Genomic DNA, 18,921 nt, shown 5'->3' on the forward strand with positions numbered 1-18,921 from the left:
TTATTAACTGAATGGCTACGAAGGTTAGGCGCTATTGGGGGTTGCCTACATCTTATTAATTGTACAAAATGGTTGACATGAAGACCGATCCGACCATTGTCATCTGGGAACGCTGCGATCCTGCTGTCTCGAAGGCCATCGAGCAGTTCGAGGATTGCTGGCGGCCGTATTCCGCTTCCTCGCGGCGCTACCCCATCGTTCGGCTGATACAGGAACTCATTGACCCTGCCGTGGCTGCGTACACGGCGACGCTGCCGCAACGCTACTTGGGACATATCCCCGGAGCAGGGACAGGGGTGAGCCTCAGCGGGATCATTCGACTGGTGGGGCTTGATGCGATGGTCCGCATGCAGCGGCAGTTGCTGCGCCAGTTCATCAAAACGGAAGACAGGCAGACCCCAAGAGATCAGCGGTTTGTTGCGACACTCGAATCGTTGATCGGGCTTGTATGGGACTGCGCCTGCAAACGGCCGACGAAGTCAAAGGTGCGCGACACCCGACTGAACGGCGAACGCCTCCAAGGGTTCTGCCGGTTCTGCGGATCACTCGCCGAACTGACCTCATTCGCCGGCGGGAACGATGATCCGAAGGCCGACGATCCAGAGGAAAAACTTCGACTTAGCAGCCTGTATTGCCTAGATCACCGGCCTAAATTGCCGAGCGGTGCATGGAACCCTGTCTACAGACAAGCAAGGCGATCCCTGGCGCAGTTCGACCTCGAACTGGCGAGACTCAGCCAGCAATGCGCGAAGCCGGCCACTTCCCAAGTGAAATCGGGCGATCAACTGGTTGACAGCTACCTCTTCCACTACGTCGCGGGCCAGACCATACAACCAGCGGACAAGGCAGAGTTGCGCAATCAAGCGCGCTTGATGGTGGACTCGAAGCTATCGGACCGTAAGAAGCAGATGCTGATGCTCCAGTGGTCTGGATTCAATCAGTCGGAGATTGCGCGAAAGCTAGGCATCGAGCGCCAAGCGGTATCGAAGGCGCTGGCGTCGATCCCCGCAATGTTCCACTTGCGTGCAAAATCGCGCTCTCGGCGTCAACCTAATTGACCAACTAATAGGACGAAACAATCCGCATTGCCGGGCACTATCAGGCACATGTTCGCAAGTGACTGAAAGAGGCCAGGGGATGCAGGCAACGACAAGTAAGACGCTCATCAATCGCAAGAAACTGCTGGCGATGATCCCGCTGTCTGAGCGCACGATTTTCAACATGGAGCAGCGCGGGGAGTTCCCGCGCCGGATCGCACTCACCAGCCGAAACGTCGCCTGGGACTTGACCGAGATCGAGGAATGGATTGAGGCGCGCAAGGCGTCGGGCACTCAGGCCATGCGCCCCGGATTCACTCCATCGCCAATGGTGGGCGGTTCCGTCGCCGCTTTTTAGCGGCTAAAACGCTGCGCCCCTCAAGCGTCAACGAAACCCGAGGCGACGCCTTGATGCGCGGGCAGCTCTGCCTACCCTGCCTTCAACTGACTGATGCCTTCGGCCGTTTCAGCGTCCATTCGTCGATCATGTCCGCCCAGTCTTGCAACATCGCCGTGCGCTGCTCGCGGTACTCGGCCTTGTTGTAGACGGCTCTGACGCCCTTCTGTTCGTGGGCAAGGCACTTCTCGATCCAATCGGTGTTGTAGCCAGCTTCGTGCAGCAACGTGCTGGCCGTTCGCCGCAAGTCATGTGGGCCGAACTTGGCGAGCGACTTCTCTTCTTTCTGCGCCAGCCGATACGTCAGCGTCAGCACCTGGTTGAGCGTGGCGCTGCTCATGGGTAAGTCCGAGTCATACCGCGATGGCAGCACGTAGTCCGATCCACCCGCGAACGTTTTCAGGGCAATGAAGATGTCCAGCGCCTGCCGGGACAGGAACACCAGGTGCGGATTGCGCCGCTTCATCCGCTCCTTCGGGATCGTCCAAAGCGCATCACTGAAATTGATCTCGCTCCAGGTCGCATTGGTCAGCTCGCTCTTACGCACCATCGTCAGCAACAACAGCTTGGCCGCCGCTCGGATGGATGGCGTCGTGCCGATGCGCTCCATGTACTGGTACATCAAGCCGATTTCGTCGGGCGTCAGCGCACGGTCGCGCGGCTCGAACTTGGCGATGCTCGTCGGGCGCACCAACTCCGCCGGGTTCTCGACCTTCTGGCCACGCTCGATGGCCCAACGATAGACCTGCAACACCACCTCGCGGGCATGAACCGCGGTTGCCGGTGCTCCTCGCTCCACGATGGCATCGGTCAGTGCGCGCAAGTCCTCGTGGGTGATCTCTACCAGCTTCTGATTGCCGAATTTTGGCTTCAGCTCGCGCTCATAGACCGAGCGACGCATGTCGCGCGTGGAATCGGCCATCTGGTAGCCGCGCAGCCACTTTTCCGCCCAGGCTCCAAACGTCTCTGCATCCTTGACGCGGGACTTGTCCCGAGCTTTCTCCTTGGCCGGCGACTTCCCGACCGCGACCATTTTCTTGGCCTCGCCCAGCCTCTCGCGGGCTTCCGCCAAGGTGATGCCGCCAACACCGTAGCGGCCGAAGGTGATGGTCTCCTGCCTGCCGTGGATCGAGTAGTTGTAGCGGAACGAGATCGCCCCGGCGGCCGTCACGGCCACATAGAGGCCGTCGCGGTCATTCACCTTGTAGAGCTTGTCCTTCGGCTTGAGGTTGCGCAGCTTGGTATCGGTCAACATGGTTATCGCCCTGGGTCAGTTCAAATACCATGATCTAAGCACCTCGAAATCTAGCGAAAAAACACAATTAAATCATTGGCTTACGTAGTTTCGATACCATGACAACCTGAAAAACAGGTGCATGGTATTGATGGCATCTCATGGTATAGAAGCATTCAATGCCATCTATCATGCCATGAAAAAACAGTGCTTGGCGATGCCAAATATTGCCAGTCTATGCCGGATGAAATCACAAAAAAGCCCGCAATGACGCGGGCTTAGGTGTGTTCTCGTGCTACTCAGTGCTAGCCGGTGCCAGACGCCCAATCACTCCCACTCGATCGTTGCCGGCGGCTTCCCGCTGATGTCGTACACCACCCGGTTGATCCCCCGCACCTCATTGATGATGCGGTTGCTGACCTTGCCGAGCAGGCTGTGCGGCAGCTCCGCCCAGTGCGCGGTCATGAAATCCTGCGTCTGCACGGCGCGCAGCGCAACGACATATTCGTAGGTGCGGCCGTCGCCCATCACGCCGACGCTCTTGACCGGCAGGAAGACGGCGAAGGCCTGGCTGGTCTTGTCGTACCAGTCGGCGGCGCGCAGTTCGTCGATGAAAATGGCGTCGGCGCGGCGCAGCAGGTCGGCGTATTCCTGCTTGACTTCGCCGAGGATGCGCACGCCCAGGCCGGGGCCGGGGAAAGGATGGCGGTAGACCATGTCGTGCGGCAGGCCGAGGGCGACGCCGAGTTCGCGGACTTCGTCCTTGAACAGCTCGCGCAGCGGTTCGAGCAGCTTCAGGCCGAGGGTCTCGGGCAGGCCGCCGACGTTGTGGTGGCTCTTGATGGTGTGAGCCTTCTTGTTCTTGGCGCCGCCGGATTCGATCACATCGGGATAGATGGTGCCTTGCGCCAGCCACTTGGCATTCGGCAGTTTCTTCGCTTCGGCCTGGAAGACTTCGACGAACTCGCGGCCGATGATCTTGCGCTTCTGTTCGGGGTCGGTGACGCCCTTCAGGTGGCCCATGAACTGTTCGGTGGCATCGACGTGCACGACCTTGGCGTGCAGGCGGCCGGCGAACATTTCCATGACCAGCTTGCCTTCGTTGAGGCGCAGCAGGCCGTGGTCGACGAACACGCAGGTGAGCTGGTCACCGATCGCGCGGTGGATCAGCGCCGCCGCCACGGAGGAATCGACGCCGCCCGACAGGCCGAGGATGACTTCTTCGTCGCCGACCTGTTCGCGGATCTTCTGCACCGCTTCGGCGATGTAGTCGGGCATGTTCCAGTCATGGCCGCAGCCGCAGATGTCGTGCACGAAGCGGGCGATCATTTCCTTGCCCTTGATCGTGTGCGTGACCTCGGGGTGGAACTGCACGCCGTAGAAGCCGCGCGCTTCGTCCGCCATCGCGGCGATCGGGGTGGAATCGTTGCTGCCGATGAGCTTGAAGCCCGGCGGCAGCTCGGTGACCTTGTCGCCGTGGCTCATCCAGACGTCGAGCAGGCCGTGGCCTTCGTCGTTGGTCCGGTCCTCGATGCCTTCGAACAGCTTCGAATGGCCGCGCGCGCGCATTTCGGCGTAGCCGAACTCGCGATGGCTCGAACTCTCGACCTTGCCGCCGAGCTGGCTGGCCATGGTCTGCATGCCGTAGCAGATGCCGAGCACCGGCACGCCGAGCTCGAACACCGCCTGCGGTGCGCGCCAGTCCTCGGCTTCGTACACCGAATTGGGACCGCCGGACAGGATCACGCCCTGGGCGCCGAAGTTGCGCACGAAGTCGTCCGACACGTCGAAGGGGTGAAGCTCACAGTACACCTGCTGCTCGCGCACGCGGCGGGCGATGAGCTGGGAGACCTGGGAGCCGAAGTCGAGGATGAGGATTTTCTGGTGGGCCATGGCGCGGGAATGTCGAACGGCGGAAAAAGGAAAGGCGGCCTGTCAGCCGCCTGGGATACTGGAAACGGATCGATCAGCTGATCTGGTAGTTCGGCGCTTCCTTGGTGATCTGCACGTCGTGGACGTGGGATTCACGCATGCCGGCCGAGCTGATCTGCACGAACTGGGCGCGCTCGTGCATGGCCGGAATGTCGGCGCAGCCGAGATAGCCCATCGAGGCGCGCAGGCCGCCGATCAACTGGTGGATGACCGCGGCGACCGAGCCCTTGTAGGGCACGCGGCCTTCGATGCCTTCGGGCACCAGCTTGTCGATGTTGCCGGAGTTCTCGTCCTGGAAGTAGCGGTCGGCCGCCCCCTTCTCCATCGCGCCGAGCGAACCCATGCCGCGATAGGACTTGTACGAACGGCCCTGGAACAGCACCGTCTCGCCCGGCGCTTCTTCGGTGCCGGCGAACAGACCGCCCAGCATCACGACGTTGGCGCCGGCGGCGATCGCCTTGGCGATGTCGCCCGAGAAGCGGATGCCGCCGTCGGCGATCATCGGCACGCCGGTACCGGCCAGCGCGTTGGCAACGTTGTCGACCGCGGTGATCTGCGGCACGCCGACGCCGGCGACGATGCGGGTGGTGCAGATCGAGCCGGGGCCGATGCCGACCTTGACGCCGTCCGCGCCGGCATCGACCAGCGCCCGCGCAGCATCGGCGGTGGCGATGTTGCCGCCGACGACTTCGATGTGCGGGAAGGTCTTCTTGACCCAATTGACGCGGTCGAGCACGCCGTGCGAGTGGCCGTGGGCGGTATCGACGACGATCATGTCAACGCCGGCCTCGGCCAGGCGTTCGGCACGCTCCTCGGTGCCCGCACCGACGCCGATCGCCGCGGCCACGCGCAGGCGGCCGTGCTCATCCTTGGCCGCGAACGGGTGCTCGGTGGATTTCATCATGTCCTTGACCGTGATGAGACCGCACAGCTCGCTGGCGTCGTTCAGCACCAGCACCCGCTCGAGGCGGTGCACGCGCAGCAGTTCGCGCGCTTCCTCGAGGCTGGCACCTTCGCGCACGGTGACCAGACGGTCCTGCGGAGTCATGATTTCCGACACGAGCTGATCGAGATTGGTCTCGAAGCGCGTGTCGCGGTTGGTGACGATGCCGACGACCTTGCCGCCTTCGACAACGGGTACGCCGGAAAAACGATTCTGCCGCTGCAGCGCGACCACCTCGCCGACGGTCATCGTCGGCGGAATGGTGATCGGATCCTTCAGAATGCCGGACTCGTGGCGCTTGACCTTATGCACTTCCGCCGCCTGCTCGGCCGGCGTGAGGTTCTTGTGCACGACGCCGATGCCGCCTTCCTGCGCCAGCGCGATGGCCAGGCGGCTCTCGGTGACGGTGTCCATGGCGGCGGACACGAGCGGGATATTGAGACGGATGCGCCGGGTGATCTGGCTCTGCAGACTCACATCGCGCGGGAGGACCGTGGAGTGGGCGGGAACGAGAAGGACGTCGTCGAACGTCAGCGCCTTCTGAATCACTCGCATGGCTTTTATCCTTTCGACCAAATCCGTATTATACAGACGCCCTTCACAGCATGTAAGCCGTGCCTTTCGGAGTTCCTGAATGATTCGTCCCGCAATTCTCCTTCTCGCACTGCTGACCGCGCTGCCCGCAGCCGCGGAAATTTACAGCTGGAAGGACAAGGACGGACGGACCCACTATTCGGACATCCCACCACCCAGCGGTCCGGTCAAGACCTTGCGCGGCACCCCGCCCCCCGCCTCGGCCCCGCAGATGGAAGGCGAAGCCACCGATGACGCTGCGAACGAGGAAGCGGCGCAGCCGGAGGCTGAACAGCCGATCGACCCGGACACCGCCTTCCGTCAGCGCCGTGCGGAAGCAGCCGAGGCTGAGGCCACGGCAGCACAGAATGCCGCCGACGAAGCTGAAAGACAGCGTTTCTGTACCGACGCGCGCAACCAGCTTACGGCGCTCGACTCCGGACAGCGGATCGCACGAATGAACTCGGCGGGCGAGCGCGAATTCGTCGACGACGCTGCACGCGCGGCGGAATCGGAACGCCTGCGCCAACAGATCGAGCAGCACTGCAACTGAAAGGAAGCGCCGGAATTTCGGCGCCCGGCACACGGCATGGCAACGTCCTGCGTCTCGACGCCCGGCGTGTTGGCGCTCGACGACTCAAGCGCCTGAAGCTTCGGGCTTTTCTTCCGCCGGGCCGCCGCCTTTCTTCATCACTTTACCCTCTGCCGCGCGCTTCTTGCGCACCGCCTTGGGGTCGGCGATCAGGGGCCGGTAGATCTCGACGCGGTCGCGGTCGCGCAGCACCGTGTCGGCCTTGGCGAGCTTGGCGAAGATGCCGAGCTTGTTGCGCCCGTCCAGATCGATGTCGGGATACTTGCCGAGCAGCCCCGAAGCTTCCACCGCATCACGTGCGGTGGCGCCCTCTTCCAGCTTCAGCTCGATCAGTTCCTGCTGCTGCGGCAGCGCATAGACCACTTCGACGCGGATCGTCGCCATGCTCAGCCCCGCGGGTAGACCTGCGCCGCGCGCTTCACGAAGGAATCGACGAAGGTATTGGCGATGTGGTTGAAGACCGGCCCCAGCACCTTCTCCAGCAGCTTGCTGGAGAACTGGTAGCGCAGGCTGAATTCGACCTTGCACGCGGTATCACCGAGCGGCGTGAAGCGCCAGTGCCCGTCCAGATGGGTGAAAGGGCCGTCGGTCAGGCGCAGATCCATTTCGGTCGGCCAGCGCTTGGTGTTCTCGGTGCTGAAATGCGCCTTGATGCCGTGGTAGTTGATGTGCAGTGTCGCCGCGGTGACGGTGTCGGTGCGCTGATGGACGTCGGCGCCGCCGCACCAGGGCAGGAACTGCGGGTAGTCTTCGCACCGGTCGACGAGTTCGAACATCTGCGCGGGGGTGAATTCGATCAGAACGAGCTTCTTGACGTCGGCCATGAACAACCTGGAGCGGTGCACGGTGCGAAACGGGCAGCGCCGTGCTGTTAAAATGCGCGATTCTACCGCATGCGGACCAGCCCGTTGGCCGCGCACCGCATCGGCGCGACGCCGCCGAAGGATCATCGAGCAATGAGCATCATCGAAAACCGCAAGGCCTTCCACGATTTCTTCATCGAAGAAAAGCACGAGGCCGGCATCGTCCTCGAAGGCTGGGAAGTCAAGGCGATCCGGGCAGGGCGGGCGAACATCAAGGAATCCTACGTCATCATCCGCAACGAGGAGATCTTCCTGTTCGGCATGCACATCGCGCCGCTCACCACCGCGTCGAGCCACGTCCGCCACGACCCGGTGCGCACCCGCAAGCTGCTGCTGCACAAGAAGGAAATCGCCCGCCTGATCGGCAAGGTCGAACGCGCCGGCTTCGCCCTGGTGCCGCTCGACCTGCACTACGTCAAGGGCCGCATCAAGCTCGAAATCGGCCTCGCCAAGGGCAAGAAACTGCACGACAAGCGCGAGGACGAGAAGAAGAAGGACTGGGACCGCGAGAAGCAGCGCCTGATGCGCACCCAGATGTAGGATGGGTCGGGCCGCGTAGGTCGAGCCGCGCAGGTCGAACCGCATAGGCCGGGCCGCGCAGGCCGGCCCGCCCCATCCCACTCCGAGCTGCTCCAAGCCTCAGGAACTGCAGGACAGCATCGAGCATCCCGCCTTGTGTCGTGCCCAGTCCGGCCGCCTCGCTGCAAAGGCTTCCCGCCCCGGCTGCTCGACGCACGGCCGGCGCAGCACATCGAGCAGTTCCACGACACCGCTCGCATCACCCTGCTCGGCCCGGTCGATGGCCTGCTGTGCCAGGTAGTTGCGCGGCACGTAGAGCGGATTCACCGCATCCATACGCGCCTTGCGCAATTCCGCCGGCACGCCTTCCTCGCGCAGCCGCGCTGCGTAGCGTGCGAGCCAGGCCTGGAACGCTTCAACCTCCCCGACTCGCCGGCCTTCGTCGTAGAAGACCTCGTCGAACAGTTCTCCGACATGCACCGGATCGGGTTGCACCACATCCAGTTCGGCCAGGCGGCGGAAGAAGAGCGTCATGTCCATCTCACCGGCCTGCAGGATGCGATGGAGTTCGGCCACCAGTGCTTCATCTTCGCCTTCCCCTTCGCGCCAGGTCTCAAAGCCGAGCTTCTGCTGCGTCATGCGGCGGTTCTCCGCCTCGTGGACGTCGGCATACATCGCCAGCGCCCGCTCCAGCGGTTCGACCTGCTGGATCACCGGATATACCGCGTTGGCCAGTTGCCACAGATTCCATTGCGCGATGCGCGGCTGGTGGCCGAAACGATAGCGCCGCCCGCCGGCGTCGGTGGTGTTGGGCGTCCAGTCGGGGTCGAAGTCGTCGATCCAGCCGTAAGGGCCGTAGTCGATCGTCAGCCCCAGGATGGACATGTTGTCGGTGTTCATCACGCCATGGACGAAACCGACCCGCATCCAGTGCGCCATCAGCACCGCCGTGCGTCGGCACACTTCCTCGAACCAGCGCACCCTGCGCTCCGCGGGATCGGGCTCGGCCGCGGCCAGTTCGGGAAAATCCCGGTCGATGGTGAAATCGATCAATTGCCGCAGCAGATCCTCCTCGCCGCGCGAGGCGAATATCTCGAAATTGCCGAAGCGGATGAAGGACGGCGCCACCCTGCACACGACCGCGCCCGGCTCGGGGCGCGGATGGCCGTCGTAAAACATGTCGCGCATCACCTGCTCGCCGGTCGCCACCAGGCAAAGCGCGCGCGTCGTCGGCACACCCAGGTGATGCATCGCTTCACTGCAGATGAATTCGCGGATCGACGAGCGCAGTACCGCCCGCCCGTCCGCCCGGCGCGAATACGGCGTCGGCCCCGCCCCCTTCAGTTGCAGTTCCCAGCGCTGTCCCTGCGGGTTGATAGCCTCGCCCAGCGTGATCGCCCGCCCGTCGCCCAACTGCCCCGCCCAGTTGCCGAACTGATGCCCGCCGTAGCAGGCCGCATAAGGCTCCATGCCCGGCAGCAAGGCATTGCCGCCGAACACTGCGGCAAAGCGGGGATCGAGCACGTCCGCCGTATCCAAGCCGAGCAGTTCCGCCACCTCCGGTGCCCATGCCAGCAAGCGCGGCGCCCGCACCGGCGTCGGCGCCACCCGCGAGTAGCAGGCGCCATGCACCTGGCGCACGTGCCGCCCATCCACGGGATCGCCCGGCAGTTCGCGCACGAAGCGATTGTCGAAACGAAGTTCTCGCATGAGACGCCTCACCTACGGTTTTCGATCATCGGGCCAGCATCAACGCTGGCCGGAGTGTGGGGTATTCATGGAGCGGGCGAGGACTGTCCCAGCCCGCAGGGCGAGTTCCGCAGCCCACGGAAGGAATACCCGTGATCCGGCCAAACGAGCACACCGGTTCACTATCGGTTGGACAGCCGCGCGAAACATCAGCTCCGCCGCGGATCGAACGCATCCCGCACCACGTCCGCAAACAGGTTCGCTGCCAGCACCAGCACGAACATGAACACGAACGCCGCCGCCAGCGACCACCACACCATCGGCTCGCGCGCCAGCTCGGCCCGCGCCAGGTTGATCATGGTGCCGAAGCTGATCGTCGTCGGATCGACGCCGATGCCCACGTAGGACAGCACCGCCTCCGCCAGCACCAGCCCGGAAAAATCCATCACCAGCGAAATCAGCACGATGTGCATCACGTTCGGCAGGATGTGGCGGCGCAGGATCGCCGGCGTGCCGACACCGAAAGCCCTTGCCGCCTGCACGTACTCCAACTCGCGCAGCTTCAGCGTCTCGCCGCGCAGCAGGCGCGCCAGCCCGGTCCAGCTCGTGATGCCGAGGATGAAGCACAGCGCCAGCAGGCGCGCATCCGAACGCTCGGCCGCGGTGTCGAACCACTGCGGATGGGTGTCGATGACCACCTGCATCATCAGCACCGCCGCCGCGATCAGCAGCACGCCGGGAATCGCGTTCAGCACGGTATACACATACTGCACCGCGTCATCCACCCAGCCGCCGAGATAGCCTGCGGCAATGCCCAGCGCCACCGCGAACGGCATCATCACCAGCGTCGTGATGGTGCCGATCACCAGCGCGGTGCGCACGCTCTTCAGCGACAGGTAAAGCACGTCCTGGCCGACCTTGTCGGTGCCCAGCACGTGGTACAGCGGCGCCAGTTCGAGGCACACACCGACGATCAGCAGGATGGTTGCCAGCGTCACCAGCGCCGCCCGCCAGGCCAGCACGGTGTGGCCGGTCAGCATCGCCAGCGCCACCTGCCCCCAGCCCAGGCCGCTACCCTGCCACACGATGGTGGCGAGCACGACGAAGCACAGCAGCCAGGCCACCGCCGCCAGCCCGGCGCCACTGGCGACATGCGCCGCGACGTCGGCGGCGAGTTCGCCCTCCGGCTCCTGCAGGTGGGCTGCGCCATGCACCAGGCGCGGATAGTCGCGCACCTGGCGGCCGTCCGGCAATTCCATCGCCTCGCGCTGGTAGAGCTGCCAGGCGAAAGGCGCGGAATAGGTTTTCTCGGTCTGCGCACGCAAGGGCTCCAGCAGCGCATCCAGTACCGACAGCACTTCGGTGGAATACACCGGCCCAGGCTGCCCGCCTGTTGCGGCAGATTCGGCTCCCGTCGCTGCTTCGGCATCGACTGCGGCCTCGGTGCCGTTCTCGGCCTCGGTCTCGGCAGCCGATGCCTCGGCCTGCGCCGCCGGCAGCAGCGGCCGGTAATGCAGGCTGTCGAGCACTCCGACCAAAACGAAGGCCAGCAGCACCGCCGCCGCCGCCATGCCGGTCGGGCGCTTGCCGACCTTGCGCCAAGCCGCGCGCAGCGGCTCGTTGCCGCGCACGTGGACGATCGCGAGCAGCGCCACCGCCAGCAGCACGAACAGCAGCAGGTCGGTCCATAGCAATACGGGCTGGAAGCTCATCGGCGCGCTCATTCCAGCCTCACCCGCGGATCGACCAGCGTGTAGGAGATGTCGGTCAGGATCAGGCCGATGATGTAGAGCACCGAGCCGATGAACACCATCGCCCTGACCACGGCGAAGTCCTGCGCATTGATCGCGTCGATGGTGTAGCTGCCGAGGCCGGGAATGGCGAAGAAGGATTCCACCAGCAGGCTGCCCATGAACAGCAGCGGAATCACCACCACCACGCCGGTCAGGATCGGGATCAGCGCGTTGCGCAGCACGGTGGCGGAACAGCACCGCCAGTTCGGACAGGCCCTTGGCACGCGCGGTGCGCACGTAGTCCTTCGAAATCTCCTCGAGGAAGATCGTCCGGTACCAGCGCACCGAGGAGCCGATGCCGGCCAGCACGCTGATCAGCACCGGCAGCATCAGGAAGCGCGTCGCATCCAGCCCCGGCGCGTAGCCCGAGATCGGCACCAGCGCCCACAGCTTGGACACCAGCCACTGGCCGCCGATGATGTAGAACAGGCTGGAAATCGACATCATCGCCACGCAGATCACCACGCCCCAGAAATCCAGGTAGGTGGCGCGGAAGAACACCAGCAGCAGCGCCAGGCTGATCGACGCGAACAAACTCAGCACGAAAGTCGGCAGCGCGATCGCCAGCGACGGCCCCATGCGGTCGCGGATCTCCTGGCCGATGTCGCGGCCGTCGTCGGCGCGGCCGAACTCGAGCGCGAACATCCGCAGCGACTTGTCGAAGAAGATCGTATCGGTGAAGCGCGCGCTGCCTTCCGCATCGGCATTGACGAACATCGGCTTGTCGTAGCCGCGGTCGGCCTTCCAGCGCTCGATCGCCTCCGGCGTGGCGCGCTTGACGCCGATGTGCATGCGCGCCATGTCGTCCGGCGAATTGACGACGAAGAACAGCACGAAGGTCAGCAGATTGACGCCGATCAGGATCGGGATCGCGTACAGCACGCGGCGGACGAGATAGGCCAGCATCAGTGCTTCTCCCCCGCCTCGTCCGGCACCGCGGTGGCGACCTCGCGCCGGCGCCAGTGCAGCACCGCCGGCGAGACCATCGCCAGCAGAAGCAGTGCCGCCAGCGCCAGCGGCCACAGTACCGGCTCGTTCCATTCCGCCCGCGCGGCGGCACGGCGCTCGACGTCGAGCCGCAGGTACTTGATGTTGTTGCGCACCATCGCGCCGGTCTTGCGGTTGTTCACCCAGCCATGCTGCAGCGAATAAGTCTTGGGATGGAAGGCGAACACCCAGGGCGCGTCGTGCTGCAGCATCGCCACCATGCGGTCGATCACCTGCTGCCGCGCAGGACCATCGGGCATCGCCTTCATGCGCTCGAACAAGGCATCGTATTCCGGGTTCTCGTAGTTCGCCGCGTTCTGGCCGCTGAACTTCACCTTGCCCTGCGGGCCGTGCAGCAGGAACAACAGGTTCTCCGGGTCGGGGTAGTCCGCATTCCAGCCGAAAAAGAAGAGCTGGGCATTGCCCTGGCGGACCTTGTCCTGGAAGCGATTCCAGTCGGTCGGGCGGACGACGAACTGCACGCCCAGCGAACGGAACTTCTTGGCCAGCCAGTCCGAGCGCGTCTTGTCGCCCAGGCCGCCCGGCGTGGTGTCGAGGTTGACGATCAGCGGTTCGCCGGTGCGCGCATTGCGGCCGTTCGGCCAGCCCGCTTCGGCCAGCAGGCGGCGGGCCTCGTCCAGGCTGCGCCGCACCGGCCTGCCGTTCTCGTCGTCACCCTGCCATTCATAGACGACCGGGTTGATGCCTTCACGGCCTTCGCGCGCACCGAAGATGCCGGGCGGAATCGGACTCATGCCCGGCAGGCCGCGGCCGTTGAGGAAGATCGACACGAACTCCTCCATGTCGAGCGCGATCGAGATCGCCTGCCGCAGCTTGCGCGCCTGTTCGCGGCTTTCCCGCGATCCAGCGCCTTTCTCCTTTGAGCCACCTGAGCCGGCCGCACCGACCAAGGGATCGAGCATGTTGAAGCCGAGGTAGAAAATCGACGGCGCCACCGAGGTCAGCAGCCGGATGCCCCTCTCTTCCATTTCATCGGACAGCGCCACGTCGCCCTGGCTGGTCATCGTCACCGCCTGGTCGAAGTTGTCGGACGACACGCCCGAAGCGTCGTAATAGCCCTGCAGGAACTTGTTCCAGTACGGAATGCCTTCGCGTTCGCGCGAGAACACCACGCGGTCGATGAAAGGCATGGTCTTGCCGCAGTCGGCCAGCAGTCCCGCCTCTTCATCATCCGGCTCGCCTTCGCAGGGATAAGGCTCGCCGCGGAAATTCGGGTTGCGCGCCAGCACCATGCGCGCGTTCGGGTTGTTCTCGACCAGCATGTAGGGGCCGGTGCCGACCGGCCACCAATCCAGCGTCAGGTTGCGCTCGGCCATGCCGGGCTGGGCGAAGAAGCGGTCGACTTCGGGCGGCACCGGGCTGAAGAATGGCATCGACAGCCAGTACATGAACTGCGGATAAGCGCCCTGCAGCGTGATGCGGTAAGCATGGCGATCCACCACCTCGACGCCCGGCAGTTCGAAACGCTCCAGATCCAGCGCACCGCCACCCTGCTCCGCCGCGGCCTTGTGCGCCGCCACCAGTTGCTCGTGCAGGGTTTTCAGGCCGGGAATGTACTCGGCCATCAGTTCGAAGATCGGCGAATGCAGGCTCGGATGGGCCAGCCGCTTGATCTGGTGCACATAGTCCGTCGCCAGCAATTCGCGCGTGCCGGTTTCCTCGAAGTCGCCCAGGCCGCGAATGCCGCGCAGATCGTCCGCCGTCAGGCCGAGATAGCGCGGCGAACCGTCTTCGTTCACAGCAAATGCCGGATGCGGCTGGTAGAAGATGCCCTCCTTGATGCGGATCTCGACCACCGTCTTCGCCACGTTCGCCGCATCCGCTGTGGCCGGCAGTTCCCGGCCGTTGCGGTCGTAGCGCCGCACACCGGGCATCTCCGCGGCAGTGGCAGGTTCCAGCACATACGGGCGCTTCAGATAGTGGTACTGCAGCGGCGGTTCGACGATCTGGTACAGGAAGGCGGCCTCGTCCTCGCTGTAGGACTGCACCGGATCGAGATGCTTGGGGCGCTCGGTGAAGGCGGTGTAGAAGATGTTCTCGCCGCGCTCGGCGCTCGGATACGGATCGTTCAGCCCCGCCGAACAGCCCAGCAGCACCAGCGCGCAGGCCGCCGCCGCACTCCGTGCGAAGGCACGGCGGAACAGACCGGGCGGACGGCACGAGAGCGGCGATACGGAAGGAGCCGGAAGACGGGGCACAGGCAGACGGAGGAATCAGGACAGCCGCGATTCTGGCAGGTTTTGCCGGCCATCGCAGCGCCTGCAGTCATGGCGGCCGTGCGCGTCGTTTTCACTGCGGCCATCACCTGCGCCAATGGCATCATCCAAATTGCAAAGGCGACAGACCTCTGTCGCCATCAGGGTTTTCGCTATAATCGAACGCCTGTCATTCGGAGTAGGATCAATGGCTTTCCTTGCCGGCAAACGAATCCTGATCACCGGTCTGCTCAGCAACCGTTCGATTGCCTACGGCATCGCCAAGGCGATGCACCGCGAAGGAGCAGAACTCGCGTTTACCTACCAGAATGAGCGCTTCCAGGAACGCGTGGCCAAGATGGCGGCCGAGTTCGGCAGCAGCCTGCTGTTCCCGCTCGACGTCCAGGACGACACCCAGATCACCGGCCTGTTCGAACAACTCGGCCAGCACTGGGACGGTCTCGACGGCCTGGTGCATTCGATTGCCTACGCTCCCAGCGACAGTCTCGAAGGCGATTTCCTCGACGGCCTGTCGCGCGAGGCCTTCCGGCTTTCCCAGGAAGTCAGCGCCTACAGCTTCCCGGCGCTGGCCAAGGCCGCCCGGCCGCTGATGAAGGGCCGCAACGGCGCACTGCTGACGCTGTCCTACCTCGGCGCCGAGCGCACCATGCCCAACTACAACATCATGGGCCTGGCCAAAGCCAGCCTCGAAGCCTCGGTGCGCTATCTCGCCGTCACCCTCGGCCCGGAAGGCACCCGGGTCAATGCCGTGTCCGCCGGCCCGATCAAGACGCTGGCGGCGTCGGGCATCGGCAGCTTCGGCAAGCTGCTCGCCTTCAACGAACACAACGCCCCACTGCGCCGCAGCATCAGCATCGACGAAGTCGGCAATGCCGCCGCCTTCCTCTGTTCGGATCTCGCCAGCGGCATCACTGGCGAGATCATGTACGTGGACGGCGGCTTCAACATCACCGCGCTGGGCAACCCGGAACCCATGGCCTGAGCAGGCGCCGACGCAGCAGCAGTTCCCGAAGCTGAACCGGAACCGGGCCGGCGGGCGCGCCGTCCCGGGTTCGACCTTGATTGTCGGCCGATCGAGTGCAATAGTGAAATCGGCAAGCATGCCGTCGGCGTGCTTGAGCGCCTTGACTGGAGCATGCCATGGCCTACGTCGGAGAGCCGTTTGCGCACGATATCTTCGTAAGCTACAGCCACGGCGACGATGGCAACGGGCAGAGCTTCCTCCAGCCCTGGTCGGTCGCTTTTGCGCATGAACTCGAGCGCGAGCTGCGCTCGGACCGGCGCTTCCGCCAGGATTTGCGGATCTTTCTCGACGACAAGCACCGGCCGGGCCAGGGCGTGGACCCGATGGCGCCGCTCACCGACCAGTTGCGCGCCGAGATCGGCGCGAGCGCGATCCTGCTGATACTGATGTCGCCCGACTACCTCGCGTCGCAGTGGTGCGCCGAGGAGCGCGACTGGTGGTGCGCACGCCAGGCCGAACTGGGCCTGCCAGCGGACGACCGGATCGCGGTGATCAGGATCTGGCCGACCGGCGCGGAGCCCTGGCCGGCTGCGCTCACCGACGCGCGCGGCCATCCCCTGGTCGGCTTCGCCTTCTCCGAACCGGTCGAGGGCAGCGATTCACATCGCCCGCTGGGCTGGTTCGAGTTGCCCGGCCCCTTCCCGGTGGCTTTCCGCAAGGCTTTGCTGGCGATCGTGGGCAGGCTCTACCCGCGCCTCGACGCGCTGAGGAGTACGCTCGCGAACCGGGTCAGGGCCGAGGCCGAGCGCGCACGCCTTGCCAGCGACGGGGGGCAGACGATCTACCTGCATGGCCGGGCCGAGCATGCCAAGGCCTGGGAAGCCGCAGGCATGGCGCTGATCGACTGCGGCTTCGCGATCGTACCCGGCGAACCGGATGCGATCGAGCACGATCCGGAAAAACTGCAGGAGGTGCGCGAACGGCGAGTCGAGGCCTTGTGCGGCTGCGACGCATTGCTGCTGCTGGGCACCGACGACGGACGCGCTCTCGACGCCGATCTGGTGGTGGTCGGCAAGCACGACCGCCAGTCGGCGCGCGCACGCTCCAATCGCCTGCTGCCATGCGGCCTGCTCGACACCGCCGGCGACGCCGTCGCGACGCCGGTGCGCAAGGCGACCGCGCGCATCATGCAGACCGACTGGCTCGACGGCACCCGCACGCAGTGGACCGCCGAGGTGCGGCACTGGCTGGGCGCGAAGGCGCGTGCGGCCGGGGGGTCGCCGTGAGCAGCCCACCCGCTGACGTCTTCGACGTCGTCCTGCCGTGCCGGCCCTACCCCGGGCTGAGGCCGTTCGAAAAACACGAATGGCCGATCTTCTTCGGGCGCGAGCGGATGGCCGACGCGGTGGTCGCGCAGTTGATCGACAGGCGGCTGCTGGTGGTCCATGGCGACTCCGGCTGTGGCAAGAGTTCGCTGGTGCGCGCCGCGGTACTGCCGCGCCTCGAGCAGGAAAGTGCGCGCGGCGGCCTGAGCTGGCGCACCTGCGCGATGACGCCGGGCGAGGCCCCGCTATGGAATCTCGCGCTCGCGCTGGCCGAGTTGGACGGCGGCAAGGAGGAGCGCGCGCTCGAGATCCGCCGTGCGCTCAACTTCGGCCGCGATGCGCCCGAGACCATCGCGACGCTGCTGCGCCGCGACTCCGCCGATCACCTGTGCATCCTGATCGACCAGTTCGAGGAATTGTTCGATTTCGCCCACCGGCACGGCCCGGAGGAAGCGCAACTGCTCGCCGACTTCCTGGTCGGCCTGTTCGAGACACCGCCCGCGGGCCTGTACGCGGTGCTGACGATGCGCTCCGAATTTCTCGGCGCATGTGCGCGCTTCGAGGGTTTTGCCGAAGCCGTCAACCGCGCCCAGTACCTGCTGCCGCGCATGACGCACGACGATCTGCTGCGGGCGATCCGCGAGCCGGCGCAGCTGTTCGGCGGCGAGGTGAGCATGGCGCTCGCCGAGCGCCTGATCCATGACGCGGGAGGCCGGCAGGACCAGTTGCCGCTCATCCAGCACGGACTCATGCTCCTCCATCGCGACCACGTCGAGCTGAGCGGGCATGCCGATGGCGCGGGGTGGCTGCTGGACAGCGATGCCTACGACGGCTCGAGCGGCCTGGCCGGCCTGCTGTCCAGGCATGCCGACGATGTCATGGACAAGGCACAGGCGTTCTTCGGCGAGCGTGCCGGCGAGGTGCGCGTGGTCGAAGACGTGTTCCGCGCGCTGACCGAGATCAACGCCGAGGGGCAGGCGATCCGTCGCCCCCGGAGCTTCGCGGATCTGGCCGCAATCGCGGGCTGCGGCGAAGCGGAGCTGCAGCATGTGCTGAAACCGTTCCGGGTCGACGGCGCGTCGCTGCTGCGCCCCTACGGAGAGGCGCCGATCGCGGCCGATGAACGGGTCGACATCAGCCACGAGGCATTGATCCGCTGTTGGGAGCGGCTGGCCGACCCCGGCAATGGCTGGCTGGTGCGGGAATTTCGCAACGGACTGGTGTGGCGCGCGCTGCTGGTCCAGGCCGACAGCTTCGAACGCGACCCGTCCAACGTGCTGGGCCCCACCACCACCGGCGAACGCCTGGCGTGGATCAAGCGGCGCAACCCGGTCTGGGCCGAGCGCTACGGCGGCGGCTGGCCGCGGGTGAAGCGGCTGCTCGCAGCCAGCGCCGAAGCGCGTGATCGCGAGCAGGCCGCACAGGCGGCCGCACGCAAGCGCGAACAGCGGGTGCGCACGCTTTCATGGGGAATCGCCGCGCTCGTGCTGCTGGTCACGGTGATCTCGACGGCGGTCGTGTTCGCCTGGAACGAATCCATGGCGGCCAAGGCGGCACAGGCAAGCGAAGCGGCGGCGCGGGCGAGCGAGGCGGAACAGCACGCGCGCACCGAGGCTTTGCTCGCCGAGGCGCGGGCTACCATCGATGCACTGGACATGGTCCAGCAGAAGCTCGACCGCGCGGCCTCCGCGACCGGCGACGAGCAACTGGCCGAAACCCTGAATCAAGCGCAGAAAGAGCTCAGCACACAGGTATACAAGCTGAACAAACAAACCATGCCCCGATGAGTGCCGACGCTGGAATATCTCAGCAGACACTGTGAAAACACCAGCAACG

15 protein-coding genes and 1 pseudogene are annotated in these 18,921 nt (G+C 65.0%); 7 read left to right on the plus strand and 9 right to left on the minus strand.

What is annotated here, in order from left to right; genetic code table 11:
• The first annotated feature begins 77 nt into the window (after nucleotides 1–77).
• Together AAFL97_RS11290 and AAFL97_RS11295 are read left to right on the plus strand one after the other, a co-directional pair.
• Complete coding sequence (locus AAFL97_RS11290) at nucleotides 78–1,058, plus strand: LuxR family transcriptional regulator (protein WP_341644999.1); 981 nt, start codon at nucleotides 78–80, stop codon at nucleotides 1,056–1,058.
• A 79-nt stretch (nucleotides 1,059–1,137) separates the two neighbouring features.
• Nucleotides 1,138–1,395: a helix-turn-helix transcriptional regulator gene (locus tag AAFL97_RS11295; RefSeq protein WP_341645000.1), complete on the plus strand. Its 258-nt coding sequence runs from the start codon at nucleotides 1,138–1,140 to the stop codon at nucleotides 1,393–1,395.
• An 82-nt stretch (nucleotides 1,396–1,477) separates the two neighbouring features.
• Here AAFL97_RS11295 and AAFL97_RS11300 read toward each other — a convergent pair whose 3' ends face one another.
• The 3 genes from AAFL97_RS11300 to guaB all read right to left on the minus strand — a co-directional run bounded on the left by AAFL97_RS11300 (nucleotide 1,478) and on the right by guaB (nucleotide 6,098).
• Nucleotides 1,478–2,689, minus strand: a complete 1,212-nt coding sequence (locus tag AAFL97_RS11300; protein WP_341645001.1) for a tyrosine-type recombinase/integrase — start codon at nucleotides 2,687–2,689, stop codon at nucleotides 1,478–1,480.
• Between the two features lie 306 nt (nucleotides 2,690–2,995).
• Complete coding sequence (gene guaA / locus AAFL97_RS11305) at nucleotides 2,996–4,561, minus strand: glutamine-hydrolyzing GMP synthase (RefSeq protein ID WP_341645002.1); 1,566 nt, start codon at nucleotides 4,559–4,561, stop codon at nucleotides 2,996–2,998.
• A 73-nt stretch (nucleotides 4,562–4,634) separates the two neighbouring features.
• A complete protein-coding gene (gene guaB, locus AAFL97_RS11310; RefSeq protein WP_341645003.1) occupies nucleotides 4,635–6,098 on the minus strand; it encodes an IMP dehydrogenase in 1,464 nt (487 codons plus the stop codon).
• Between the two features lie 79 nt (nucleotides 6,099–6,177).
• On the opposite strand from guaB, the gene AAFL97_RS11315 reads away from it, so the two are divergent.
• On the plus strand, nucleotides 6,178–6,669 hold the full coding sequence (locus tag AAFL97_RS11315; RefSeq protein WP_341645004.1) for a DUF4124 domain-containing protein: 492 nt from the start codon (nucleotides 6,178–6,180) through the stop codon (nucleotides 6,667–6,669).
• Nucleotides 6,670–6,753: 84 nt separating this feature from the next.
• Here the strand turns inward: AAFL97_RS11315 and AAFL97_RS11320 are convergent, their stop codons facing one another.
• The gene (locus AAFL97_RS11320) at nucleotides 6,754–7,092 is read right to left on the minus strand and encodes an RnfH family protein (RefSeq protein ID WP_341645005.1); all 339 of its coding nucleotides are present in this window, start codon (nucleotides 7,090–7,092) and stop codon (nucleotides 6,754–6,756) included.
• Nucleotides 7,093–7,094: 2 nt separating this feature from the next.
• Nucleotides 7,095–7,532: a type II toxin-antitoxin system RatA family toxin gene (locus tag AAFL97_RS11325; RefSeq protein WP_341645006.1), complete on the minus strand. Its 438-nt coding sequence runs from the start codon at nucleotides 7,530–7,532 to the stop codon at nucleotides 7,095–7,097.
• Between the two features lie 69 nt (nucleotides 7,533–7,601).
• On the opposite strand from AAFL97_RS11325, the gene smpB reads away from it, so the two are divergent.
• The gene (gene smpB / locus AAFL97_RS11330) at nucleotides 7,602–8,111 is read left to right on the plus strand and encodes an SsrA-binding protein SmpB (protein ID WP_341645007.1); all 510 of its coding nucleotides are present in this window, start codon (nucleotides 7,602–7,604) and stop codon (nucleotides 8,109–8,111) included.
• 99 nt (nucleotides 8,112–8,210) lie between these two features.
• On the opposite strand, the gene AAFL97_RS11335 is transcribed toward smpB, so the two are convergent.
• The 4 genes and pseudogenes from AAFL97_RS11335 to AAFL97_RS11350 all read right to left on the minus strand — a co-directional run bounded on the left by AAFL97_RS11335 (nucleotide 8,211) and on the right by AAFL97_RS11350 (nucleotide 14,676).
• Nucleotides 8,211–9,800: a protein adenylyltransferase SelO gene (locus AAFL97_RS11335; protein ID WP_341645008.1), complete on the minus strand. Its 1,590-nt coding sequence runs from the start codon at nucleotides 9,798–9,800 to the stop codon at nucleotides 8,211–8,213.
• A gap of 188 nt (nucleotides 9,801–9,988) precedes the next feature.
• Nucleotides 9,989–11,491 (minus strand): ABC transporter permease, encoded by a 1,503-nt coding sequence (locus tag AAFL97_RS11340; RefSeq protein ID WP_341645009.1) that lies wholly within the window; start codon nucleotides 11,489–11,491, stop codon nucleotides 9,989–9,991.
• An 846-nt stretch (nucleotides 11,492–12,337) separates the two neighbouring features.
• A pseudogene (locus AAFL97_RS24650) lies at nucleotides 12,338–12,478 on the minus strand (ABC transporter permease); the annotation flags it as partial.
• Nucleotides 12,478–14,676, minus strand: a complete 2,199-nt coding sequence (locus tag AAFL97_RS11350) for an ABC transporter substrate-binding protein (RefSeq protein ID WP_341647143.1) — start codon at nucleotides 14,674–14,676, stop codon at nucleotides 12,478–12,480. The pseudogene AAFL97_RS24650 and the gene AAFL97_RS11350, both read right to left, overlap by 1 nt.
• 307 nt (nucleotides 14,677–14,983) lie before the next feature.
• Here AAFL97_RS11350 and AAFL97_RS11355 point away from each other — a divergent pair, with 307 nt between their 5' ends.
• The 3 genes from AAFL97_RS11355 (at nucleotide 14,984) to AAFL97_RS11365 (ending at nucleotide 18,872) form a co-directional block, all read left to right on the plus strand.
• Complete coding sequence (locus tag AAFL97_RS11355) at nucleotides 14,984–15,778, plus strand: enoyl-ACP reductase FabI (protein ID WP_341645010.1); 795 nt, start codon at nucleotides 14,984–14,986, stop codon at nucleotides 15,776–15,778.
• A gap of 158 nt (nucleotides 15,779–15,936) precedes the next feature.
• Nucleotides 15,937–17,046: a molecular chaperone Tir gene (locus AAFL97_RS11360; protein ID WP_341645011.1), complete on the plus strand. Its 1,110-nt coding sequence runs from the start codon at nucleotides 15,937–15,939 to the stop codon at nucleotides 17,044–17,046.
• Nucleotides 17,043–18,872 (plus strand): ATP-binding protein, encoded by a 1,830-nt coding sequence (locus AAFL97_RS11365; RefSeq protein WP_341645012.1) that lies wholly within the window; start codon nucleotides 17,043–17,045, stop codon nucleotides 18,870–18,872. Before AAFL97_RS11360 ends, AAFL97_RS11365 begins: the two co-directional genes overlap by 4 nt.
• Nucleotides 18,873–18,921 lie beyond the last annotated feature (49 nt).

This window comes from Thauera sp. SDU_THAU2 (assembly GCF_038260575.1).
Taxonomy (GTDB): Bacteria; Pseudomonadota; Gammaproteobacteria; order Burkholderiales; family Rhodocyclaceae; genus Thauera.